Here is a 24,372-nt window from a genome sequence, read left to right on the forward strand (position 1 = left end):
CTCTCTTTCGGTAGCTCGGCGGTCCATCCACATTTGGACCCGTAGCTTTGCGCGCTTCAGTTAGCCCGAAGGTTGCCTTTTCGGGAGAGATTCGTCGCTGGAAAGGGGCCCGAATTAACCCGACTGAAGCGGGAAACAACAGTCAGATCGAACCCTTCATTGAATCCTAACAATATTTGCCGAACGACGCCATCGACCACCGCCAAATATTTTCCCTCACCAAAAACATGGTAACCGGCAACGAAAAACGGCGGCCTAAGCCGCCGTTTTACCGAGGTAGATCAGCGCGATCAGGCGCGGCTTACATACTCGCCGGTACGGGTATCGATACGCAGCACTTCGCCCTGCTCGATAAACAGCGGTACACGCACGACAGCACCGGTGCTCAGTGTTGCCGGCTTGGAGCCGCCCTGAGCCGTGTCGCCCTTGAGACCGGGGTCGGTCTCGACCACTTCCAGCTCGACGAAGTTCGCCGGAGTAACGGCGATGGGGTTATCGTTCCACAGCGTGACCATGCACTTGTCCTGCTCCTTCAGCCACTTGTCAGCTTCGCCTACAGCGCTTTTGTCAGCCGCAAACTGCTCGAAGGTGTTGGGCTCCATGAAATGCCACATTTCACCGTCGTTGTAGAGATACTCCATGTCACGGTCCATGACATCGGCACTTTCAACCGATTCGTTGGACTTGAAGGTGCGCTCCCAGATACGGCCGGTCAGCAGGTTACGCAGACGCACACGGGTGAACGCCTGGCCCTTGCCCGGTTTTACGAATTCGACATCGACCATGGCGCACGGATCGCCATCGATCATCACCTTGAGGCCGTTCTTAAGCTGGTTGCTGGAGTATGTTGCCATTACGGAAGTCCACTTGATAACTGGGAAACAGGCCGGAAACCCGGCGCAAAAAGTGGGGTAAAGTGTACTAGGGATGCCGTAAACAAGTCTACGAAGAAGGCGTACTGAGGATAGATCTTGATCAGCACCTCTGCCTTTGGGCAGAATGCCCCGCTTACACACCACTCCAAGTCGCACACGAATCCCATGAACGCATACTGGCCCGCCCCCGACGCCTGGCAGCAGGCGCTGCGCACCGCCATTACCGACCCGGCCGAGCTTCTGAGTACGCTCGAGTTGCCGCTATCGATGGCCGACGCAGACGCGCACAGCAGTTTCGAGCTGCGTGTGCCGCGTGCGCTGGTTGCGCGCATGGAGCCGGGCAACCCACTGGACCCTTTGCTGTTGCAGGTATTGCCGAGCGCGCGGGAGATGACTGCCGTGCCCGGCTTCAGCACCGATCCACTGGCGGAAAACGACGCCAACCCCAGCCCGGGGTTAGTGCACAAATACCGTGACAGAGTATTGCTGATTACCAGCGGCGGCTGTGCCATCAACTGCCGTTACTGCTTTCGCCGCCACTTTCCTTATCAGCAGAATCAGCTCGGCCCGGCCCAGTGGCAGAAAGCACTGGAGTACATTGACAGCCACCAAGAGCTGAGTGAGGCGATTCTCTCTGGTGGCGACCCGCTTGTCACACCCGACTCTCGTCTTGCACGCATGATCGCCGACCTGTCAGACATCGCGCACCTTAAACGCGTGCGTATCCATACCCGATTGCCCGTGGTCATACCCGAGAGGGTAACGCAGGAACTCACCGAAGCAATGACAGGCACCCGACTGAAACCGGTCATGGTACTGCACTGCAACCACCCTCAGGAGATCGATGACAGCGTGCGCTCCGCCATCATGCGTTTGCGCGATGCGGGCATAACAGTGTTGAATCAGGCGGTTCTGCTGCGCGGCATCAACGACAGTGTCGAGGCACAGAAAGCGCTCAGCGAAACACTGTTCGAAGTCGGTGTACTGCCCTATTATCTGTTTGTTCTCGACCCGGTCGCCGGTGCGGCCCATTTCGATATCAGCGATGCTCAAGCGCAACGGCTGGTGGGCGAACTCCAGGCCCGTCTGCCCGGCTATCTGGTACCTCGTCTGGCACGCGAGATCCCTGGTCGCCCATCGAAAACACTGCTCTCGCCCGACCAAACAGATGTTTAATTCGTTGCTCAGGGAACTCGAGAACGCTATATACTTCAAATAACATATGCGCTGCCCGACGCGATTGCTTTTCCGGGCGCCCCCACAAGAATCCAAGGCTATTCCGGAGTCCGGATAATGAATGCTAATTTCGGCAGCAGACAACGCCCCCACCGCCTGCTGGTACCTATCGCCCTCACCCTGATGATTGCCGCCTGCGCCCAGAAACCACAACCGGTGGCGAAACCCACTCCGCCGCCTAAGCCCGCCCCGCCGCCCCCGACACTGGTCATTAGAGACATGCACCCGGCAGCACCGGAAAAGCATGGCGTCGTCGCGGCACACATCGATTTCGTCAACGGCACCCAGAACACGCTGGATTATGTCATGTTCAAGACCACGGCCTATACCAATGACGGCAAGCTGGTTCGCGCCAAGAAAACCGGTCGTGAGAATGCATGGCTTCGCGTCGCTGGCCCGTTTGCGCCCGGCGAGTCCAGCGGCGACAAACGCTGGGACAAGGTGTGGCAGAACAGTCACCTGAGCTGCTTCCGTATCGACGGTGCCGAGTTGATCGATGTGAATGGCGTAGTGGAATACTACGAGGCCGACCGCATCAAGCTGATGCCGGAACTGGCCTCGAAAGGCAACTGCGACGGTAACGGCTGATCAGCTGCGGCGCGGGGGGATGGTCGGAAACGCGGTGACCGTCCCCTTGGCATCGCTGATTTTGGCGACGCCCTGCTGGCGGACCTCATCGATGCGCACTATCGCATGCATCGGTATGAATGAGCGCTTTACATCACCGAACTGCTGTTTGAGCTTCTCTTCACCCGGGTCCACGACCAGTTCGGACTTCGAACCGAACACGAACCCCTCCAGCTCGATAAAGCCCCAAAGATCACTCGGGTAAACGTGACGTACATACAGCTCGTACACCTTGTCCTGATTGACAAAGGCGACACGGTAGATAGGTTCCTCACTGGCCATGGGCAACAGCGTCTCCTGATTGGCTGACTGACAAAACGGCTTCTGATGCTCCCAATATGAGGGCGGCGACTACAATTACAAGCGCAAGGCGACTGCTCATTTTCTGGTCTGCCGACGGCCGCTCACGTATAATGCCCGGTCCCGATTTTTGAGTACCTTTGCAACCCCTCCCAATCAACAGGTGATTCATGGCGAAAAAGCTGTTTATCAAGACACATGGCTGTCAGATGAACGAATACGATTCAGCCCGTATGGCGGATCTGCTGGGTGAGAGCCACGCGCTCGAACTGACCGACTCCCCGGAAGAGGCCGATGTGCTGCTGCTCAACACCTGTTCGATCCGCGAGAAGGCGCAGGAGAAGGTGTTCCACCAGCTGGGACGCTGGCGAAAGCTGAAAGAAGCACGCCCCGATCTGGTCATCGGCGTTGGCGGCTGTGTCGCCAGTCAGGAGGGCTCTGCCATTTTGGATCGCGCGCCCTATGTCGACATGATCTTCGGCCCGCAGACCCTGCACCGCCTGCCGGACATGATCCAGCAGAGCCAGAGTGGCAGCGTCGGTATCGTTGATATCAGCTTCCCCGAAATCGAGAAATTCGACCACCTGCCAGCGCCCAAGGTAGAAGGCGCCGAGGCGTTCGTCTCGGTTATGGAAGGTTGCAGCAAGTACTGCACGTTCTGCGTGGTGCCCTACACCCGCGGCGAAGAGGTCAGCCGCCCGCTGGACGATGTGATTACCGAATGTGTCGAACTCGCCGAACAGGGCGTACGTGAGGTCAACCTGCTGGGTCAGAACGTCAACGCATACCGCGGCGCCACCTCGGACGGCGATGTTGCCGATCTGGCGGAGCTGATCCGCATGGTCGCGGCCGTGGACGGTATCGATCGCATCCGCTTTACCACCAGCCATCCGGTGGAGTTCAGCGATGCGCTGATCGACGTCTATGCCGAAGTCCCCGAGCTGGTCAGTCACCTGCACCTGCCGGTACAAAGCGGCTCTGATCGCATTTTGATGGCGATGAAACGTGGCCATACCGCGCTGGAGTACAAATCCAAGCTTCGTCGCATCAAAAAGCTGCGCCCGGATATCAGCTTCTCCTCGGACTTCATCATCGGCTTCCCGGGTGAGACTGACAGCGATTTTGAAGCAACGATGAATCTGATTGCCGATATCGGCTTCGATGCATCGTTCAGCTTTATCTACAGTCGCCGCCCCGGCACCCCGGCAGCGGACCTGCCGGACGATGTTTCCGAAGAAACCAAGAAGCAGCGCCTGCAAATTCTGCAGGACCGCATCACACAACAGGCGATGCAAATCAGCCGCCGCATGGTGGGCAGCACTCAGAGAATTCTGGTCAATGGTTACTCCAAAAAAGATCCGGGGCAGCTGTCCGGACGCACCGAGAATAACCGTGTCGTCAACTTCCGCTGCGATAATCCCGACCTGATCGGCCACTTTGCCGATGTCAGGATCGTCGAAGCCTACGCCAATTCACTGCTGGGCGAGCTGGTAAGCTCCGAGCTGGACTGAGAACCTCGAGAACCGTATGACTGATAGCGAACACTCGCTGGCACAACCCTCAATCAAGCTTCATCTGGAGCCTGAGAACAACGCTGCTCTAGCCGCCCTGTGTGGCCAGTTCGATGAGCATCTGCGCCTGATCGAACAACGGCTGGGCGTCGAGATCCGCAATCGCGGCGGCGTGTTTCAGTTGTTGGGCGATCTCAGCCTGATCGAAGCGGTGAGCGATATTCTGAAACAGCTCTACCGCGACGCGCTGGACGGCGAGACCATCGCCCCCGAACGCGTGCATCTCTATCTGCAACAGGCGGGTGTCGAACAACTGCAAAGCGCATTGGGCAACGATGCCAAAGAGGTCACGATTCGAACCCGCAAGGTTCAGATACGCCCCCGCGGCGAAAACCAGCAGAAGTATGTCCGCTCGATTCGCCAGCACGATATCAACTTCGGCATTGGACCTGCCGGTACCGGCAAGACCTACCTGGCGGTTGCCTGTGCGGTCGAGGCACTGGAGCGGGAAGAGGTCAGCCGAATCCTGCTGGTACGCCCAGCCGTCGAGGCTGGCGAAAAACTGGGCTTTCTGCCCGGCGATCTGGCACAGAAGGTCGATCCCTACCTTCGCCCCCTGTACGACGCGCTGTACGAGATGATCGGTTTTGAGAAGGTCGCCAAAATGATCGAGCGTAACGTGATCGAGGTGGCACCGCTGGCCTATATGCGCGGGCGCACACTCAATGGCTCGTTTGTGATTCTCGACGAGAGCCAGAACACAACTCGCGAGCAGATGAAGATGTTTCTGACCCGTATCGGCTTTGGCTCCACCGCGGTCATTACCGGCGATGTCACCCAGGTCGACCTGCCTAAAGGCACTCGCTCCGGGCTGCTACACGCCATCGATGTATTGAAAGGCGTTCAGGGCATCGGCTTTACCCATTTCAGCGCACGTGACGTGGTCCGCCATCCGCTGGTTCAACATATCGTTCAGGCCTATGAAGCATTCGAGAAGCGTGAACGCTCTGAAAACGGAGACAAATCTTGAGCTTTGATATCGACCTGCAGATCGACGTCAACGATAGCGACCTGCCTGAACGCGAAGCGTTCCAGCGCTGGGTCACGACCGCCCTCGAAGGCCGCCGCGAGCGCGGCGAAGTGTGCATCCGCATCGTGTCCAGCGACGAGAGCCAGTCGCTCAATCACGAGTATCGCGGCAAGGACAAGCCGACCAACGTCCTCTCCTTTCCGTTCGACGTACCACCAGGTGTTCCGATCGACCTGCTCGGTGATCTGGCGATCTGTTCCGAGGTAGTCCGCAACGAGGCACATGAACAGGGCAAACCCCTTCACGACCATTGGGCTCACATGGTGATTCATGGCACCTTGCATCTGCTCGGGTTCGATCATATAAAAGATGACGAAGCCGAAGAGATGGAGGCACTGGAGCGTGAGCTACTGGCCCGTCTCGGCATTGCAGACCCTTACGAATCCGCTTAGAGGCACAATATGAGCGAAGACCGATCGAGCGGCTCGTCGAAAAGCTGGCTGGAAAAACTGACCAACGCTTTCTCCGACGAGCCACGTACCCGCGAAGATGTACTGGAGGTACTTTACGAAGCTGGCGAAGATGGGATCCTCGATCAGGATGCCGTCAGCATCGTCGAAGGTGCCATGCAGGTCTCGGATATGCAGGTACGCGACGTGATGATCCCTCGTTCACAGATGTCGGTCGTGCATATCGGCCAGTCACCGCGCGATTTCATACCCCTGATCATCTCCAGCGCCCACTCCCGATTCCCGGTATGCGGCGAGAACCCGGATGAGGTCGCAGGCATACTGCTGGCCAAGGATCTGTTGCCCTATATGTTGGAGGGCCGCCTCGACGAGTTCGATCTGCGCAGCTGTATGCGCAAGGCCACCATGATACCCGAGAGCAAGCGACTGAACGTGCTGCTCAAGGAGTTTCGTGGCACCCGCAACCATATGGCGATCGTCGTCGACGAGTACGGTGGTATCGCTGGCCTGATTACCATCGAGGACGTGCTGGAGCAGATTGTCGGCGAGATCGAGGATGAGCACGATGCCGATGATGCCGAGGGCAATATCAAGCCGTTCGATGACGAAGGCTACATCGTCAAGGCACTCACTCCGATCGAGGACTTCAACGAGTTTTTCGACGTGGGCCTTCCCGATGACGAATTCGATACCATCGGCGGTATCGTCACCCGACACTTCGGCCACCTGCCGACCAAGGATGAATGTGTTGAGTTTGATGGCTTCAGCTTCAAGGTGCTGAGCTGCGATAACCGTCGCATACGTCTGTTGCAGGTCAGCCGCACGGCACGTTGACCATGCGCGGCGTTCTGAACCTGACCGCACCCGCCCTGGGTGCGGTACTCGCGGGCGCATCTGCCACACTGGCCTTCGCCCCCTTCTCACTACCCCTTTTCGCCATCCTCTCGCCCGCGCTGTTTTGGCTGTTGCTGCGCAACCAGCCACCCGCCAACGCACTGTGCCGGGGCTGGCTGTTCGGCCTGGGCTTTTTCGGTGCCGGCGTTTCCTGGGTCTATATCAGCATCCACACCTACGGCAATGCGTCGGTTGCACTGGCCGCCGGACTGACCTTTGCGTTCTGTGCCGCACTCGCACTGCTGTTTGCACTTCAGGCCTGGATTGGGGCTCGCTGGTTCCGCGGCCGGCACGCCTGGCTCGCTTTCATCGCTCTATGGTGGCTGTTCGAATGGTTGCGCAGCTGGTTTCTGACCGGTTTCCCCTGGCTTTACCTGGGCTATGCCTGGGTCGATACACCGATTAAGACCCTGGCCCCCGTGGGCGGGGTCTGGCTGCTGTCGATGTTCAGCCTGCTACTGGCAGCCGGTGCTGTCGAGGCACTTTACCGGCGGCACTACGCCCCGATTCTGCCGGGCAGCGCCCTTCTGTTGATTGCATTGATGCTGCCCGGGCACTGGACTCAGCCTGCAGGCGAGCCACTTCGCACGGCGATCGTGCAACCCAATGTACCCCAGTTGATGAAGTGGGATCCCAGCTATCTCGGCCCTATACTCGACCAGCTTACCAGCCTGAGCGAGCAGCACCCGGATGCCGATTTGATCGTTTGGCCGGAAAACGCGGTGCCGGCACTCTATCCGCATATAGCAGATAGACTGGCGTCATTCCAGGATTGGCTGCTGGATACCGATACCACGCTCATTACCGGGCTGCCGACTGCGACACGGGATCAAGCCGACCCTACCCGGACGCTCTATCACAACAGCTTGATGTCGATAGGCCGTCGCTCGGGCCTTTACCACAAACACCGCCTGGTACCGTTCGGTGAATATGTGCCGCTGGAGTCGCAGCTACGCGGCCTGATCGAGTTTTTCAATCTGCCTATGTCCAGTTTCAGTCTTCCACAGGGTCATCAGACCCCGCTGACGCTGGACACCTTCAGCATCGCGTCGGCCATATGCTACGAGATCGCGTACCCCGATCTTGTGCGCTCACAGGCCCAAGATGCGGCGCTGATCCTCACGGTATCCAACGACACCTGGTTCGGCCGCTCAATCGGCCCCGATCAGCATCTGCAGATGGCACGCATGCGGGCGCTGGAGAACGGACGCTGGGTAGTTCGAGGAACCAACAACGGCATCACGGCCATTATTGATCCCCAGGGGATAATCAGCGCGCAACTTCCGGTCGACGAGACTGACGTACTGGCCGGCGACATTACGCCGATGAAAGGCCAGACACCCTACCAGAGGCTCGGTATCTGGCCGCTACTGGGACTCAATCTACTGTTGCTGTGCCTGCTGTTCCTGCGCATCGGAGAGGCGCGCAAACACCACAGAACCGCAGCTACAGGGCTGAATCGCTGAGGTTTGTGTCAGCACCTGCGGCGTACCGCACACCTGGCATTTCAGTGTACCCGGCGCGGTGATCTCACCAGCGATATATTCGTTCTCCCCATGCGCCAGCTGCTCGCGTAGCAACTCGATATCGATGCGGGTTCGATCTGCCAGATCCAGAAGGCGATCCACCACCTTGCGCTCAAGTATATCCAGATCGAAATGCAACCACGCAGCGATGCCGGCACCGGTTTCGTGCATGTAATACCCCATCTGCCCGAGATCACGTCGGATGTAGGCCTTGAGCAGGTCCATCTCATCACGGGTCATCTCCTCGGCGGCCAACTCGATCTCCGCCGCCTCCTCGATCTGCTCCTGCAGATAATCCCAGGAGTAAGTGCCCGCCTTGTCCAATCGCTCACGCAGGCGGTCAAGGATACGATCGTACGCCTCGGGTGCCTCGGGCGCATGCTCTTTGGGGGTCTTGTCTCGACTGCTCATCGGCAACTCCTGATTCCTCCGGCAAAGCCCTGTGCCGAGCCGGTACATCTTCAGTATATAGCCAATCCGGTTTGATCAAGCTTTTCCAGATCAATGGAACTTCAGGGCGCGTCAGCTACCGCCACATCATGCTCTGAGCGAACCCATATCTCGACCCGGCGGTTGCGCTCACGCCCCGCTGCCGTGGCGTTCGAGGCAACCGGCGCCAGATCCCCCAGCCCATGTACTTCAACGACGTTAATACCCCGAGCCAACAACTGGTCACGCACCACCTCAGCCCTTTTCAGCGACAGCTGACGATTTTTCTCGTTGTCGCCGACGCTGTCGGAAAAACCGATAAGCGCTATACGCTCTCCCGGATTCTTTTCGAAGAAACGGATCACGCGCTCCATATCGCGCTTGGCCTTGTTATCCAGCTCGAACGTGCCGCTATTAAAGCGAAAGTTAAGCGACAAGCGACTGCTGTCGCGGACCAGATCAAGATAGTCCTGTGGCAACTGATTACTCAGCACCGGCTGAATACGGTGGATGTTCTGAGAAATGAAGCCACTCTTGCGCACAACCTCCTGCCCCTCTTCCGACGCTACGAATTCCACGAACTTATGGGCCGGGCTGCTCAGCGCCAGTGTCATCGGTTCATATATGTAGAGACGTCGCGTCAGCGGATAATCTTCGGTGGAAACGGTAAAACTGGTGGGATAGACAGGCATGGCGCCTTCTTCGTCCGACACCGCCAGCGCCTTGGCTCTCAGTGCGTAGGGCAGGCCGATGAAACCGATCGCGCCGCGTTCCTGACTGACCCGTTCGGAGAGCTCAGTGCTCGACTCAAGGCGCACTGCAGTCTGCGAAAGCGCCCGATCATGCTTTTTCAGCACCATGCTCTCGAACGAGTCCCAAGTACCGGAGTTTTCATCGCGGCTGTAGAGCTTAACCGGCTCGTCTGCACCCCCAAGCTCACGCCAGTTGCTCACCTCGGCGGAGAACAATCTCGCCAGCTCGGCAGTATTTAGAGCGTTAATCGGATTCTCCGGATGCACAATGATCGCCAGACCATCCATGCCGATAACATGCTCGGTTCTAACGCTCACCAGATCACCGTATTGCGGCTCAAGCGCTTTGCGCTCCTTCTCTTTGATTCGCCGTGAAGCCATGGCCAGATCCGCTATTTGATCCTGCAGCGCCCTGAATCCAGTACTGGAGCCATGCGCCTTCAGCTCGATACGCTGCAACGATTCGCTGCCCGGCAACCTGAACACCAGGTCCCGCTCGACCTCCTCGGGCAGCTGCTCAATACGCATATCCTGAGCCCCCTGCTGCTGCCAGAACGCCTTTAACAGCTCCGGCGCAAGCGACTCCCCTATCGTGTTGGAGCCGTGCAAGCGCAGCAGCGTCAACGGTGCGCTCTGCACAACCGCCGGGGCAGGATCCAAAGCAGACTGTAGCTCGCCCGCCATCAATGCCGGCTGCGGCGGGGAGACTACACCTGAGGCGATCTCCGACGAGAACTGTTCAGAGGTCAACTCCACAAACCCTACAGCCACGGCCAACACCAGAACGATGGGGGCCAGCACCATGAGCAGGGTGCGTCCCCATCCCGTACGCTGATTATTCCCGTCCACCGACGGCTTATCACCTTCAGTTTCTGCACCGGGCGACAAGATCTGCCTGCTGATATCTAGAGCGCCTGCCTGCTTAAGTTCAGGCAGAATATGACGCAACGCCTCGCTGAGACTGTCTGGATTGACTTCGTCCAGTACCGAGCGCCGGTAGTCGGCGTCATCGATAAAACGCGGCAGCTCGATACGTGCGCCCCCCTGACGCTCAAGCTCACGCTTCAACTGCCACAACAGATCGAACAAAGTCCTGTTCACCACCCACCCCTTCTGGCGATTCGGTACGAATGCCGCCCGAACGTACACAAATAGGGATGTGAGACTAATGAAGGCATGTTGCATTTCAATTACATGCAACCGCCGCACCCGGACTCTGTTGACAGTTGGCCGAATATTGTATGCTATGCGCCTTTCGTCCTTTATTCTGACACCCCTATACAGGCAGCAGCCCGGTTCAAGGGGTGCTCCGGCTTACCGAAGAGTTACTGACAGCCACAATGAACGAACAATATACCCCCCGGGAAATCGAGACCAACGCCCAGCAGTATTGGCAAGAGCACGACAGCTTCAAGGCACAGGAAGATCAGAGCCGAGAAAAATTCTATTGCCTGTCCATGTTCCCCTACCCCAGCGGGCGACTGCATATGGGGCATGTTCGCAACTACACCATCGGCGATGTCATCTCCCGCTACCAGAGAATGCAGGGCAAGAACGTACTGCAGCCGATGGGCTGGGACGCATTCGGTCTGCCTGCGGAAAATGCCGCGATCAAGAACAACGTCGCGCCCGCGAAATGGACCTATGAAAACATCGACTACATGCGCGATCAGCTTCGCCGCATGGGCTTTGGTTATGACTGGTCCCGAGAACTGGCCACCTGCCATCCCGAGTATTACCGCTGGGAGCAGTGGTTCTTCACCCGACTGCTGGAAAAGGGTCTGGTGTACAAGAAAGAGGCCGAGGTTAACTGGGATCCGGTCGACCAGACCGTCCTGGCCAACGAGCAGGTAATCGACGGCCGCGGCTGGCGTTCAGGCGCTATTGTCGAGCGCAAAAAGATTCCGCAGTGGTTCCTCAAAATCACCGACTATGCCGACCAGCTGCTCGACGATATCGAGAAGCTTGAGCACTGGCCGGAGCAGGTGCGCACCATGCAGCGCAACTGGATTGGGCGCTCTCAGGGTGTGGAGCTATGCTTCCACGTTGAGGGGAACGGCGATCTCGAAGTCTTCACCACCCGTCCGGATACCCTGATGGGCGTCACCTATGTGGCGGTTGCCGCTCAGCATCCGCTTGCGCTGAAAGCCGCCCAGAACAACCCTGAGTTGGCGACTTTCATCGAAGAGTGCCGCCACACCAAGGTAGCCGAAGCCGACATGGCGACCATGGAGAAGAAGGGTATGCCGCTGGGCATCGAGGCGACTCACCCGCTCACAGGCGAGAAGGTGCCGGTTTGGACCGCCAACTTCGTGCTGATGGATTACGGCTCAGGCGCCGTCATGTCGGTACCGGGACACGACCAGCGCGACTGGGAGTTCGCCAAGAAATACGGTCTGCCGATCAAGCAGGTTATCGCCCCCACGGACAGCAACCAGAGTGTCGATCTGGAGAAGGAAGCCTTCACCGACAAGGGTGTATTGGTTAATTCCGGTGATTTTGACGATCTGGAATTCGACGTCGCCTTCAAGGCGATCGCCAAGGAGCTGTCAAACAAGGGCCGCGGAAAGATCACCATTCACTACCGGTTGCGCGACTGGGGTGTTTCCCGCCAGCGCTACTGGGGGGCTCCAATCCCGGTCGTCAACTGTCGCAGCTGCGGCTCGGTCCCTGTACCGCAGGATCAGCTGCCGGTTCTGCTGCCGGAAGATGTGGCGTTTGACGGTGTCGGATCGCCAATCAAGAAAATGGACAGCTTCATCAATACCAGCTGCCCGAAATGCGGCGGCGCAGCCGAGCGCGAAACCGATACGTTCGATACATTCATGGAGTCGAGCTGGTACTTCGCCCGTTACGCCAGCCGCTTCTCTGGCGACAAGATGCTCGACCCGACCAGCGCCAATTACTGGCTGCCGGTGGATCAGTATATCGGCGGTATCGAGCACGCGATCCTGCATCTGCTCTATTCACGCTTCTACCACAAGCTGCTGCGTGACGAAGGTCTTGTCGATTCCGACGAGCCGTTCACCCGCCTGCTATGTCAGGGCATGGTACTGGCTGACAGCTACTACTATGAGGATGCTCAAGGCGGCAAAGTGTGGGTCTCTCCGACCGAGGTAGAGATCGACACTGACGACAAGGGCCGTATAACGGCTGCGCGCCGCAAATCGGACGGCCTACCCCTGACGCACGACGGCATGTCCAAGATGTCGAAGTCGAAAAACAACGGCATTGATCCGCAGGTCATGATCGACCGCTACGGTGCCGATACCGTGCGCTTGTTCATGATGTTTGCAGCCCCCCCTGAACAGTCGCTGGAATGGTCTGACTCCGGCGTCGAAGGGGCCCACCGCTTCCTGCGTCGTCTTTGGAAACAGGTACACGACCACCTGGCCGAAGGCGTACAGGTATCGGAGATCACGACAGATTCTCTGACCGACGCTCAACGTGAGCTGCGCCTGAAAGTGCATGAAACAATCCAGAAGGTCTCCGACGACATTGAGCGTCGCCAGACCTTCAACACCGCCATCGCGGCCATCATGGAACTGTCCAACAGCATCTCCCGTTTTGTCGATGCCAGCGAACAGGGCCGTGCTGTTATGCGCGAAGCGCTGGAAACCGCGGTTCTCTTGCTCTCACCCATCGTGCCCCACTTCAGCCATGAGCTGTGGCAGCAACTGGGTCACGACGACGCCATTCTGCATTCAGACTGGCCGGTCGTGGACAAGCAGGCACTGGTTCGGGCCAGTATCGAAATGGTGGTTCAGGTTAACGGCAAGCTGCGCGCCAAGATCAACGTGGCCGCCGACGCCGACGAGGACGTGATCCTGCACCTTGCCCTGGCCGAAGAAAACGTGCAGAAGCATATGGAAGGCAAGGCGATCCGTAAGAAAATTGTCGTGCCGGGCAAACTGGTAAACATCGTCGTCGGCTAGGAGGCCTAAGATGCGCAAGCTTTGTGGTTCACTGATGGTGCTGCTCACGACCGTCATGCTCAGCGCCTGTGGGTTCAATCTCGCAGGCTACTATGACGTCCCCGAAGCCTTGCGCAAGGTTGATCTGCAGATTCCGGAAGACAGGCCGAGCAGCATTCGGCCTCATCTTAACAACCTGCTGGCAGTGAACGGAATCGAGATCAGTAGCAAGGCCAACTACCGGCTGGAGATCATCAACGAGCGCATGCGGCGCCGGACACTGACGATGACGCTCAGCGCCGACGCGGTCGAATACGAACTGATCGGGTCCGTGCGCTTCAGCGTGTTCGATGCCAACGACAACCCGGTGATCGACAACCGGGAGGTGCGCGCCGAGCGGGTCTTCAATAATGACGACAACACCACCGCACGGGACGCACTGGAAGAACAGCTGCGTAGCGGCCTGCAGGAGCAGCTGGCCCAGCAGATTGTCCGCCAGTACCTAAGCCTAAGACACGCTCTGTAAACATACGAGATGAAACTACGCGCCGACCAACTTGCACAACAGCTTCAACGCCAGCCAGAAGCGTTGCCGGTGTATCTGGTAACGGGCGACGAGCCTCTGCTCTGCGGGGAAAGTGTCGATGCCATACGCGCCCACCTGCGACAACTCGGATTTACCGAACGCGAGGTGATGCACGTGGATGCCAGTTTCAGCTGGGAAAGCCTGCTTGAAAGTGCCAACGCACTCTCGTTGTTTGCCGAACGCAAAGTGATCGAAATACGCCTTGGAAACCAGAAACTCAACAAGGCCTCTAGCGACCTGCTGCAACGCTACCTGAGCAACCCCGCTCCGGATAATGCGCTGCTCATTATCTGCGACCGCCTCGAACGCAACGTGAAACAAAGCGCCTGGTTCAAAACGGTGGAGCAGATAGGCGCCGTGGTCGAAGTATGGCCGATAGAGCCCGACCAGTTGGTGCAGTGGCTGGGTCAGCGCGCAGCCTCTCAGGGCGTACAACTCGAACCCGAGGCACTGCAGCTTTTAGCCGACCGGATAGAGGGTAACCTGCTCGCCGCCCGCCAGGAGCTCGATAAGCTCGCTCTGTTATACCCCGGACAACGACTGTCGCCGGAGCAAGTGGTGCAGGCCGTCAGCGATAGTTCACGCTTTGATATCTTCGCACTGACGGACGCCGCCCTGCTGGCCGATCCCGGACGCGCCCAGCATGTCCTTCAAGTACTGCGTCAGGAAGGTAACGAATCAGCCGTGGTACTTTGGGCTCTAACCCGTGACATTCGAATGCTGCATAGAGTGTCGCGAGCGCTGGCGGCAGGACAGCCCTACGATCCTCTTTGCCAGAAAGAACGGATCTGGGGTAAACGCAAGCAACTGGTGAGAAATGCATGCCGCCGTTTGAGAGCGGAGCAACTTGAAGCCATGCTCGATCAGGCGGCAACGGTCGATCTGGCGATCAAGGGTCAACGCCGCGACGACCCCTGGCTCTTGTTGAGTCAAATCACACTCACCCTTGCCGGCTGCCAGCTCCCCTGGCAGCACACCGCACACTAGGAGTGGGACAGTGTTGAGGGCCGGGATTGCCACAGTATCGCTTCTTCTGGCCGCCTGCGGCCCCAAGGACCCCGCGCGACTGTCGACCGGCGAAGAGCTGTATCAATACTACTGCCTCAGCTGCCACCAGGAGCGCAATTTAGGCCCCCACCTGGAACGATTGCCTCACGACACCCGCCCTCCACAACCTCATGAGCTGGTTCTCATGATGCGGCACGACTACGACAACCCCTCGCTACACCCCGACATACGCCTCCCCCAACTTAGCGCAGAGCAAGCTGACGCACTGGCACAGTATGCTTATAAACTGAGTATTCAGGGCAACTGAAGAGACACTGCCTGCAACAGCTGATCGCCTTCATGCCTATCCAGCAACTCTTTGAGGTGGTCAGGAGGTAAAGGCACAATCGACAGCAAGGCGTCCCCTGGCACACTGATCGCCCCGGAAAACGGCTCGTAGATACGATCCACTAACAGCAGCAATGGTGCCCGCTGATATTCAAGCGAAGTTAAATTTATACGCTGCTCTGCCTGCGCCTCGAACCGTACGGCACGACCGTCATGGGTAACACCGCTTACGGCTAGAAGAGCGCCATCCACTCCACGTTCCGGCACAATACGTGTCAGTATCATCGCATGCTGCATCATCCCAACCCCCTGTAAACCCGAGTCCTCAGCGCCTATTCACCACCGGGCCATGCCCCCTGGAAGCCCAGTTGCCGCCAGGCTTCATACACAACGACGGCACAGGCGTTGGAAAGATTCATGCTACGACTATCCTTGAGCATTGGTAATCTCAGCGTATCGAAGCGCTCTCGCACCTCAGCTGGCAGCCCGCGGGTTTCGGGACCGAACAGCAGTATATCGCCGGCCGAAAAAGAGGCTTCCGCATAACAGAGGTCGGTTTTTGTGGTCAGCGCCCATACGCGCCCTGGCTGCAATGCATCCACACAGTGTTGAAGGCTTGGCCAAGTTTTGACGTGGGCGTATTCATGATAGTCGAGACCTGCCCTTCGAAGCCGCTTGTCATCGAGTTCAAATCCAAACGGCTCAATCAGATGAAGTGCAAAGCCTGTATTGGCACACAGGCGAATGATATTGCCGGTGTTCGGTGGAATCTCCGGCTGGTAAAGCACAACGTTAAGCATATCCGGCTCCTGAGCAGAGGAGCCGGATACTAACCTTTCATACCTCAGTCGTCACTCTCATCATCCGCCAGGTCCCCGGAGTCCATACCCAACTCCTTGATCTTGCGTGTAAGCGTGTTGCGCCCCCAGCCCAGCAACTGCGCGGCATCGCGGCGACGACCAGCCGTATGCTTGAGCGCAACCTCGATCATCGCCCGTTCGAACTGGGGCACAGCCTCGTTAAGGATCGCCTGCTGCCCTCTGGAGAGTTGCTGGTCGGCCCAGATTCGCAGCGCCTGCTCCCAGCTACCACTTACCGGCACCCCCTCCTCCTGCGCATCGACCAGTTCGGTCGGCAGGTCGGAAATGAGCACTTCACGCCCCGAGGCCATTACTGTGAGCCAGCGGCAGATGTTCTCCAACTGACGAACGTTACCAGGCCAGGGCAGATCACAAAGGAACTGCTCTGTTTCGGTCTTGAGCACCTTGGGCTCTACAGCGAGCTCTTCGGCCGAATGGGCCAGGAAATGGCGCGCCAGACGCGGGATATCTTCCCGACGTTCGGCCAGCTTGGGGATATGGATGCGTATAACGTTAAGACGATGGAACAGATCCTCACGGAAACGCCCTTCCTTTACCAGACGCTCAAGGTTCTGGTGGGTTGCAGCAATGATGCGCACATCTACCTTAACTGGAGTATGACCGCCTACCCGATAGAATTCGCCATCGGCCAGCACACGCAGCAAGCGTGTCTGGGTATCGGCCGGCATATCGCCAATCTCGTCGAGAAACAGTGTGCCACCGTCCGCCTGCTCAAAACGTCCACGGCGAGCCGCCTGGGCGCCGGTGAACGCGCCCTTCTCATGACCGAAGAGCTCGGACTCGATCAAGTCTTTTGGAATGGCCGCCATATTAAGCGGTATAAAGGGGCTAGCCGAGCGCGGGCTATGACGATGCAGCGCATGCGCCACCAACTCTTTACCTGTGCCCGACTCACCATTGATCAACACCGTAATGTTGGAGTGGGAGAGCCTACCGATGGCGCGGAAAACCTCCTGCATGGCAGGTGCTTCACCGATAATTTCTGTGGTGGCATCCACGATCTGTTCGGTGACCTTCTCACGACGCTCATGAGCATGCTCGATGGCACGCTTAACCAGCGCCACCGCTTCATCAACATCAAACGGCTTGGGCAGATACTCAAAAGCGCCGCCCTGATAAGAAGCGACCGCACTTTCAAGATCGGAATGCGCGGTCATGATGATGATCGGCATATCCGGGCTTACTTGCTGAATGTGATTAAGCAGCTCCAGACCATCGGTTCCCGGCATACGGATATCGCTCACGATGGCATCGGGCTGCTCACGGTCAAGCCTGCGCATAAGATCATCGGCATTCTCGAAAACCAGCGTATCGACACCCGCCGAGGTCAGCGCCTTCTCCAGCACCCAGCGGATCGATCGATCGTCATCTACAACCCAGACATTACCTGAGGTTCTCATGATTCTGCTCCAGCGGTATAAACAGTTGGAACCGCGTCTGACCCGGTTCAGTGTTACATTCAATTAATCCGTGGTGACGATTGATGATCGACTGGGCGATTGACAGGCCCAGACCCGAACCATCGGGCCTACCGGTCACCATCGGATAGAAAATGGTCGATAGCAGCTCACTGGGAATACCCGGGCCGTTATCGACAATCTCGACTGAGCACACCAGTCGATGGCGCTCTGTTCCAAGCGTGATCTGCCGCAGTGCTCGAGTGCGTAATAGAATCTGAGGCTTGGGCGTTTTCGACTCCTGCAACGCCTCCATTGCATTGCGCGTGATATTGAGAATCGCCTGTATCAACTGTTCGCTGTCCCCTTCGAACTCAGGGATACTGGGATCATAGTCCCTCACCAGATGGATATGCCCGGCCGACTCTACCTGCACCAGGCTGCAGACGCGCTCAAGTATCGCGTGAATATTGACCATCTCAATATTGGGAAGCTTATGCGGCCCAAGCAGTCGGTCGACCAGATTTCGCAGACGATCTGCCTCCTCAATGATGATGCGGGTATATTCATAGAGGCTCTCATCCGCAAGTTCACGTTCGAGCAACTGCGCAGCCCCTCGGATACCACCGAGCGGATTCTTGATCTCATGAGCAAGACCGCGCACCAGCGTGCGAGCCGTGGCATGGCGCGTCAGCATCTCCTCTTCCCGCTCGATGCGTATCAAGCGATCGCGAGCCTGAATCTCAAGCAGCAAACCGGACTGGGGTAGCGGATTGACGCTATAGTCAACGATCAGTTCCTGCCCGCTCTGCGTAATCAGGCGAGACTCACGTTTGCTATAGGGATGGCCGCTGCTGAACGACTCTTTCAATACCTTGATCTCTTCTTCGCTTGAAGAGAGCCACTCGTCGATAGCGCGATTCTTGAGCCGACGCAAGGTAGCTTCCAACAACATCTCCGCGGCCGGATTCATGTATTGGATGCGCAGGGACTCATCGAGCAGCAACACCGATGAGGTCAGGTTATCCAGGATCTGTTTATGCGACTGTTGACGAAACATCGACTCATTCTCTACTTAACCGTTATTAACCAAGCAAGTTACACGCCAACTCGAACATGCCCGCTTAGGCACCACCCATGCGCAGGTTCGGAGCATCGATTAGCAAACAATACTCGCGACGGAAGAATAACGCATCAAATTGGTGCACATACCCAAATGTACAGCCCTCATTACGAGCACACCGGCATCTCTATCAGACGCACCTTGAAAACTGGCAATAAAAAAAGGCCTCCCGAAGGAGGCCCTTTTTGCAATACTTTCTGCTTAATTAAACAGAGAAGTACAGGTCGTACTCGACCGGGTGAGTTGTCATGTTCACCTTCTGAACCTCTTCACGCTTCAGCGCGATGTAAGCGTCCAGCATATCGTCAGTGAAGACGCCACCCTTGGTCAGGAACTCACGATCCGCTTCCAGAGCGTCCAGCGCTTCGGTCAGAGTCGAGCAAACCTGCGGGATTTCGGCCGCTTCTTCCGGCTCCAGATCGTACAGATCCTTATCAGCAGCATCGCCCGGGTGGATCTTGTTCTGGATACCGTCCAGACCCGCCATCATCAGAGCAGCGAATGCCAGATACGGGTTGGCAATCGGATCCGGGAAGCGAGTCTCGATACGACGACCTTTCGGGCTGGTTACGTACGGAATACGGATTGAGGCGGAACGGTTGCGGGCAGAGTAAGCCAGCATAACCGGTGCTTCAAAGCCCGGTACCAGACGCTTGTAAGAGTTGGTACCCGGGTTGCAGATCGCGTTCAGTGCTTTAGCGTGCTTGATGATACCGCCGATGTAGTACAGAGCTTCTTCGCTCAGACCTGCGTAAGCGTCGCCAGCAAAGATGTTCACGCCATCTTTGGACAGAGACTGGTGAACGTGCATGCCAGAACCGTTGTCGCCAACGATCGGCTTCGGCATGAAGGTCGCAGTTTTGCCGTAAGAGTGTGCAACGTTGTGTACGCAGTACTTCAGAACCTGAACTTCGTCAGCTTTCTTGACCAGCGTGTTGCCACGAACACCGATTTCACACTGACCGGCAGTAGCCACTTCGTGATGGTGAACTTCTACGGTCAGACCCATAGCAGTCATTGCGTCGCACATGGCGGCACGCATGTCGTGCAGGGAGTCGACCGGCGGAACCGGGAAATAACCGCCTTTTACGCGCGGACGGTGACCGATGTTGCCACCTTCGATTTTGTGGTTGGACGCCCACGCTGCTTCTTCAGAGTGGATGGTGTAACCACAGCCGCTCATATCGGCATGCCACTCAACGGAGTCGAATACGAAGAACTCCGGCTCCGGACCGAACATGGCGCTATCGGCGATGCCAGTAGACTTCAGGTACTCTTCCGCACGCTTGGCAACAGAGCGCGGATCACGCTCGTAACCCAGGCCGCTCATCGGCTCAACGATATCGCAACGAACGATAACGGTCGCATCTTCAGAGAACGGATCCATGATAGATGCACTGTCGTCCGGCATCAGAATCATGTCGGAATCGTTGATACCTTTCCAGCCGGCGATAGAGGAGCCGTCGAACATCTTGCCTTCTTCGAAGAAGTCGTCGCCCACTTCACTGACGGGAATGGTCAGATGCTGTTCTTTACCTTTGGAATCAGTGAAACGCAGGTCTACCCAGCGCGCATCGCTCTCTTTGATCAGATTCAGAGTCTTCTCTGACATTTGGCTCTCTCCACTCGATGAATTTGCCAGACGCTAATACTTATTCAGTTGCTCGTTTCGTGACAAGCTAACCATGGCACAGCATATAGCAACATATATGCCAGCACTGTAATTGTGCTAAATGCCTATTTTCTGGTCGTCTAGACCACCCCAAGTACGCCACCATGCACCAACATGAAACACGAAAGATCGAGAACGCACCATTATCGCGCACTTACTCGATTCTGCCCTATTCCCGCACGCAGCGACTCCAACAGCATAATACCCGAACCATTTAAATAGCGCCTCTATACCCGACATTTACAATCGCGGTTTTGTGCTTAATCGATAGATGCTCACTTAGTAATCGATTGTTAGCACACCCTTACGTATAATACTGCCCTTTAGAATCAATCCAGGTACCACCGCGTGATCGAAAACCTCAGAAATATAGCCATCATCGCACACGTCGACCATGGCAAAACGACCCTCGTGGACAAGCTCCTGCAGCAGTCCGGAACCCTGACTCGTCGCGACGAAGGGGCCGAGCGAGTGATGGACTCCAACGACCAGGAACGTGAACGCGGCATTACCATTCTGGCGAAAAATACCGCTATTCGCTGGGGAGAGTATCGCATCAACATCGTCGACACTCCGGGACACGCAGACTTCGGCGGCGAAGTTGAGCGCGTGCTGTCCATGGTCGATTCCGTACTGCTGCTGGTCGATGCTGTCGACGGCCCGATGCCCCAAACCCGCTTTGTAACGCAAAAAGCGTTCGCACGTGGCCTTCACCCTATCGTCGTCATAAACAAGGTCGATCGCCCGGGCGCACGCCCCGACTGGGTCATGGATCAAGTGTTTGACCTGTTCGACAATCTGGGCGCCACCGACGAGCAGCTCGACTTCCCCGTTGTTTATGCCTCTGCACTTAACGGTATTGCAGGTAACGACCCCGAAGAGATGGCCGATGACATGACGCCGCTGTTCGAAGCGATCGTCAAGCACGTACATCCGCCGATCGTCGATACCGACGGCCCGTTCCAGATGCAGATTTCCGCCCTGGATTACAACAGCTATGTCGGCGTCATCGGCGTTGGCCGCGTTACCCGCGGCAAGGTTCGCACCAATACTCAGGTCAAAGTAATCGACAGCCACGCCAAAGTGCGCAACGGCCGCGTCCTGAAGATCATGGGTTATCTAGGTCTTGAACGCGTCGAAGTCGAAGAGGCGCAGGCTGGTGACATTATCTGTGTAACCGGCCTGGACGAGCTGAATATCTCCGATACGCTGTGCGATCCAGATGTCATCGAAGCGCTGCCTGCACTGTCTGTTGACGAGCCGACCGTTTCTATGACATTCCAGGTCAACGATTCACCGTTCGCCGGCCAGGACGGCAAGTTCGTCACCAGCCGCAACATCAAAGAGCGTCTGGACCGCGAACTTATCCACAACGTGGCGCTGCGCGTAGAGCCGGGCGACTCCCCGGAGAAGTTTAAGGTGTCCGGTCGTGGCGAGCTGCACCTCTCGGTTTTGATCGAAAGCATGCGTCGCGAAGGCTTCGAGCTGGGTGTATCCCGTCCGGAAGTTATTCAAAAAGAGATCGACGGACAGATTCAAGAGCCGTACGAGCTTGTCATGCTCGATGTCGAAGAGCAGCATCAGGGCTCTGTAATCGAGGAACTTGGCAAGCGCCGTGGTGACATGACCAATATGGAAGTCGACGGTAAGGGTCGTGTCCGACTGACGTTCATGATCCCCTCGCGCGGCCTGATCGGTTTCCGTAGTCAATTTCTGACCATGACCTCAGGCACCGGTATCATGACCTCCATCTTCGACCACTACGGACCGGTGAACAAGGGCGAAGTCGTTTCCCGCAACAACGGGGTGCTCGTATCAATGGTCGCTGGCAAGGCTCTGGGTTACGCTCTGTTCAGCCTTCAAGAGCGCGGCCGCCTCTTTATCGATCCCAATATCGAAGTGTATGAAGGGATGGTTCTGGGCATTCACAGCCGTTCTAACGATCTGGTCGTCAACCCTACCAAGGGTAAACAGCTGACCAACGTACGTGCTTCAGGTACAGATGAAAACATCGTACTGACGCCGCCGATCAAATTCTCCCTCGAACAGGCGCTGGATTTCATCGAGGACGACGAATTGGTCGAAGTTACACCGACCAGCATCCGCATCCGCAAGAAGCTCCTTAAAGAGAACGAGCGTAAGCGAGCCGGTTCCAAGAAGTAAATCGGTACAAAAAGGGCAGCTTTCGAGCTGCCCTTTTTACTTCCCCTCACTGCAGCTGTCCCCTCCTATACACTCCCTTTATACTGACCTCTGCCGGAGATCGATAAACGGAGTTATATATGCGCACCCTCTATCCCGATATACAGTCCAATCACGAATACCGTGTAAAAACCGATGATGGCCATTCACTGTATGTAGAAGAAAGCGGCAATCCTGCCGGGATACCGGTTCTGTTTATACATGGCGGCCCCGGAGGCGGATGCTCTCCCACTCACCGGCGCTTCTTTAACCCCGACAAATACAGAATCATTCTATTCGACCAGCGTGGTTGTGGACGGTCGACACCGCATGCGAGTCTCGATAGCAACAGGACCGACAAACTCATTGCCGATATTGAGCAGATCCGGGAGCTGCTCGGCATCGAACAGTGGCTCTTATTTGGAGGCAGCTGGGGCTCTACGCTAAGCCTTGTGTATGCCCAAGCCCATCCTGAACATGTGTGCGGATTAGTTTTGCGGGGGATTTTCCTGTGCCGCAAGCAAGATATAGACTGGTTCTATCAGCGCGGTGCAAGTGCCATTTTCCCAGACTTCTGGCAGGACTATCTAGCCCCAATCCCCAAAGACGAGCACGGGGACCTGCTCACTGCATACTACCAGCGGCTAACATCGGATAATGAGCTGATTCGCATGGCCGCGGCCAAGGCCTGGTCGGTATGGGAAGGCCGCTGTTCGACTCTGGACCCGAATCCCGATGTTGTGGAGCATTTTTCCGATCCACACTTTGCCTTGGCGATGGCACGCATCGAAGCACACTATTTCATGAATAATGCTTTCCTGTCCGACAATCAGATCCTGAAAGATTGCCAACATATACACAACATACCCATTACAATCGTCCATGGTCGCTATGATATGGTTTGCCCGATAGAACAGGCTTTCGCGCTCTATAAACAACTACCACACGCAGAACTTCACATTGTTCGTGACGCCGGCCATTCTGCATTCGAGCCCGGAATCATAGATAACCTTGTATCCGCGACCGATCATTTCGCACTACGTCAGGCTTAATACGATGAAAGGACTTATCCAACGTGTCAGCAAAGCGAGCGTTAGCGTCGAGGGCAATCAAGTCAGCGCGATAGAGAAAGGCATACTGCTACTCCTGGGGATCGAGAAAGACGATACAGAACAAAGCGCCGATAAACTGCTGCACAAAATTCTCAATTACCGCATTTTTGCCGATAGTAGCGACCGGATGAACCTAAGCCTGCTTGATACAGGCGGGGGGCTTTTGGTTGTCTCTCAGTTCACCCTTGTCGCTGACACGCGCAAAGGCATGAGACCGGGGTTCTCAAAAGGTGCATCACCTGAGCATGGGGAAGAGCTCTACGAATACTTCACCCGGCAGGCATCGCTGCAACTGGGTAATGTGGCGACCGGGCGCTTTGGCGCAAATATGCAAGTGTCATTGGAAAATGATGGTCCCGTGACATTTATGCTGGAATCGCCACCGGGAGTTTGAGCGCAAAAGATCCAGGCAGGTGGTCGGGGCCTGCCCACCTCCGTGTAACAGGCCCCACCGCAGCATCCTTGCTGCTCCCATACCGTCCTTGATATGGGATGAGGGTAAAGCATCCCGCTTTAAAGTC

General features: G+C 56.8%; 23 protein-coding genes and 1 riboswitch. Of the genes, 14 read left to right on the forward strand and 9 right to left on the reverse strand.

Annotated elements, in window-relative coordinates:
* Nucleotides 1-6: 6 nt before the first annotated feature.
* A riboswitch (cyclic di-GMP riboswitch) is annotated at nt 7-87 on the reverse strand.
* Nucleotides 88-290: 203 nt separating this feature from the next.
* The gene (gene efp, locus ADIMK_RS08285; RefSeq protein ID WP_036186087.1) at nt 291-854 is read right to left on the reverse strand and encodes an elongation factor P; all 564 of its coding nucleotides are present in this window, start codon (nt 852-854) and stop codon (nt 291-293) included.
* Between the two features lie 186 nt (nt 855-1,040).
* Between efp and epmB the strand changes: the two genes are divergently transcribed.
* Together epmB and ADIMK_RS08295 are read left to right on the forward strand one after the other, a co-directional pair.
* On the forward strand, nt 1,041-2,051 hold the full coding sequence (epmB, locus tag ADIMK_RS08290) for an EF-P beta-lysylation protein EpmB (protein WP_036186281.1): 1,011 nt from the start codon (nt 1,041-1,043) through the stop codon (nt 2,049-2,051).
* Between the two features lie 117 nt (nt 2,052-2,168).
* The gene (locus ADIMK_RS08295) at nt 2,169-2,699 is read left to right on the forward strand and encodes a hypothetical protein (protein ID WP_036186098.1); all 531 of its coding nucleotides are present in this window, start codon (nt 2,169-2,171) and stop codon (nt 2,697-2,699) included.
* On the opposite strand, the gene ADIMK_RS08300 is transcribed toward ADIMK_RS08295, so the two are convergent.
* Nucleotides 2,700-3,020 (reverse strand): DUF1820 family protein, encoded by a 321-nt coding sequence (locus ADIMK_RS08300; RefSeq protein WP_036186099.1) that lies wholly within the window; start codon nt 3,018-3,020, stop codon nt 2,700-2,702. It lies immediately after the preceding gene.
* A 188-nt stretch (nt 3,021-3,208) separates the two neighbouring features.
* On the opposite strand from ADIMK_RS08300, the gene miaB reads away from it, so the two are divergent.
* The 5 genes from miaB to lnt are packed head-to-tail and all read left to right on the forward strand — an operon-like array spanning nt 3,209 to nt 8,409.
* Entirely contained in the window at nt 3,209-4,549 is a 1,341-nt protein-coding gene (gene miaB, locus ADIMK_RS08305) for a tRNA (N6-isopentenyl adenosine(37)-C2)-methylthiotransferase MiaB (protein WP_036186100.1), read from the forward strand.
* 16 nt (nt 4,550-4,565) lie between these two features.
* Nucleotides 4,566-5,579: a PhoH family protein gene (locus ADIMK_RS08310; RefSeq protein ID WP_051692699.1), complete on the forward strand. Its 1,014-nt coding sequence runs from the start codon at nt 4,566-4,568 to the stop codon at nt 5,577-5,579.
* Nucleotides 5,576-6,031, forward strand: a complete 456-nt coding sequence (ybeY, locus tag ADIMK_RS08315; protein ID WP_036186104.1) for an rRNA maturation RNase YbeY — start codon at nt 5,576-5,578, stop codon at nt 6,029-6,031. Before ADIMK_RS08310 ends, ybeY begins: the two co-directional genes overlap by 4 nt.
* Before the next feature lie 9 nt (nt 6,032-6,040).
* Complete coding sequence (locus tag ADIMK_RS08320) at nt 6,041-6,883, forward strand: CorC family transporter (RefSeq protein WP_036186106.1); 843 nt, start codon at nt 6,041-6,043, stop codon at nt 6,881-6,883.
* A 2-nt stretch (nt 6,884-6,885) separates the two neighbouring features.
* Nucleotides 6,886-8,409: an apolipoprotein N-acyltransferase gene (gene lnt, locus ADIMK_RS08325; protein WP_051692701.1), complete on the forward strand. Its 1,524-nt coding sequence runs from the start codon at nt 6,886-6,888 to the stop codon at nt 8,407-8,409.
* On the opposite strand, the gene ADIMK_RS08330 is transcribed toward lnt, so the two are convergent.
* Together ADIMK_RS08330 and ADIMK_RS08335 are read right to left on the reverse strand one after the other, a co-directional pair.
* Entirely contained in the window at nt 8,326-8,880 is a 555-nt protein-coding gene (locus ADIMK_RS08330) for a zinc ribbon-containing protein (protein ID WP_036186108.1), read from the reverse strand. The two genes, lnt and ADIMK_RS08330, sit on opposite strands and share 84 nt — an antisense overlap.
* A 101-nt stretch (nt 8,881-8,981) precedes the next feature.
* A complete protein-coding gene (locus ADIMK_RS08335) occupies nt 8,982-10,751 on the reverse strand; it encodes a phosphate ABC transporter substrate-binding/OmpA family protein (RefSeq protein WP_051692702.1) in 1,770 nt (589 codons plus the stop codon).
* A 239-nt stretch (nt 10,752-10,990) separates the two neighbouring features.
* On the opposite strand from ADIMK_RS08335, the gene leuS reads away from it, so the two are divergent.
* Genes leuS through ADIMK_RS08355 form a run of 4 tightly spaced genes read left to right on the forward strand, consistent with a single transcriptional unit; the run spans nt 10,991 to nt 15,465 of the window.
* Nucleotides 10,991-13,585: a leucine--tRNA ligase gene (gene leuS, locus ADIMK_RS08340; RefSeq protein WP_036186110.1), complete on the forward strand. Its 2,595-nt coding sequence runs from the start codon at nt 10,991-10,993 to the stop codon at nt 13,583-13,585.
* 10 nt (nt 13,586-13,595) lie between these two features.
* Nucleotides 13,596-14,090, forward strand: a complete 495-nt coding sequence (locus tag ADIMK_RS08345; protein ID WP_036186111.1) for an LPS-assembly lipoprotein LptE — start codon at nt 13,596-13,598, stop codon at nt 14,088-14,090.
* 9 nt (nt 14,091-14,099) lie between these two features.
* A complete protein-coding gene (holA, locus tag ADIMK_RS08350; RefSeq protein ID WP_036186113.1) occupies nt 14,100-15,137 on the forward strand; it encodes a DNA polymerase III subunit delta in 1,038 nt (345 codons plus the stop codon).
* A gap of 10 nt (nt 15,138-15,147) precedes the next feature.
* Nucleotides 15,148-15,465 (forward strand): c-type cytochrome, encoded by a 318-nt coding sequence (locus tag ADIMK_RS08355; RefSeq protein ID WP_036186114.1) that lies wholly within the window; start codon nt 15,148-15,150, stop codon nt 15,463-15,465.
* Here the strand turns inward: ADIMK_RS08355 and ADIMK_RS08360 are convergent.
* From ADIMK_RS08360 to glnA, 5 genes are all read right to left on the reverse strand, one after another.
* A complete protein-coding gene (locus ADIMK_RS08360) occupies nt 15,453-15,785 on the reverse strand; it encodes a hypothetical protein (protein ID WP_036186115.1) in 333 nt (110 codons plus the stop codon). The two genes, ADIMK_RS08355 and ADIMK_RS08360, sit on opposite strands and share 13 nt — an antisense overlap.
* 32 nt (nt 15,786-15,817) lie before the next feature.
* Nucleotides 15,818-16,285 (reverse strand): tRNA (uridine(34)/cytosine(34)/5-carboxymethylaminomethyluridine(34)-2'-O)-methyltransferase TrmL, encoded by a 468-nt coding sequence (gene trmL / locus ADIMK_RS08365; RefSeq protein WP_036186117.1) that lies wholly within the window; start codon nt 16,283-16,285, stop codon nt 15,818-15,820.
* A gap of 44 nt (nt 16,286-16,329) precedes the next feature.
* Nucleotides 16,330-17,766 (reverse strand): nitrogen regulation protein NR(I), encoded by a 1,437-nt coding sequence (gene glnG / locus ADIMK_RS08370; RefSeq protein WP_036186119.1) that lies wholly within the window; start codon nt 17,764-17,766, stop codon nt 16,330-16,332.
* Nucleotides 17,750-18,823, reverse strand: a complete 1,074-nt coding sequence (gene glnL / locus ADIMK_RS08375) for a nitrogen regulation protein NR(II) (RefSeq protein ID WP_036186121.1) — start codon at nt 18,821-18,823, stop codon at nt 17,750-17,752. Before glnL ends, glnG begins: the two co-directional genes overlap by 17 nt.
* 268 nt (nt 18,824-19,091) lie before the next feature.
* A complete protein-coding gene (gene glnA / locus ADIMK_RS08380) occupies nt 19,092-20,498 on the reverse strand; it encodes a glutamate--ammonia ligase (RefSeq protein WP_036186124.1) in 1,407 nt (468 codons plus the stop codon).
* 408 nt (nt 20,499-20,906) lie between these two features.
* Between glnA and typA the strand changes: the two genes are divergently transcribed.
* The 3 genes from typA to dtd all read left to right on the forward strand — a co-directional run bounded on the left by typA (nt 20,907) and on the right by dtd (nt 24,245).
* Complete coding sequence (gene typA / locus ADIMK_RS08385) at nt 20,907-22,721, forward strand: translational GTPase TypA (protein ID WP_036186127.1); 1,815 nt, start codon at nt 20,907-20,909, stop codon at nt 22,719-22,721.
* A gap of 119 nt (nt 22,722-22,840) precedes the next feature.
* Nucleotides 22,841-23,791, forward strand: a complete 951-nt coding sequence (gene pip, locus ADIMK_RS08390) for a prolyl aminopeptidase (protein ID WP_036186129.1) — start codon at nt 22,841-22,843, stop codon at nt 23,789-23,791.
* Between the two features lie 4 nt (nt 23,792-23,795).
* Nucleotides 23,796-24,245 carry a D-aminoacyl-tRNA deacylase gene (gene dtd / locus ADIMK_RS08395; protein WP_036186131.1) on the forward strand — a complete coding sequence of 150 codons (450 nt, stop codon included), beginning with the start codon at nt 23,796-23,798 and terminating at the stop codon, nt 24,243-24,245.
* The last annotated feature ends 127 nt before the right edge of the window (nt 24,246-24,372 follow it).

It is taken from the genome of Marinobacterium lacunae (assembly GCF_000705555.1).
Lineage (GTDB): Bacteria > Pseudomonadota > Gammaproteobacteria > Pseudomonadales > Balneatricaceae > Marinobacterium_D > Marinobacterium_D lacunae.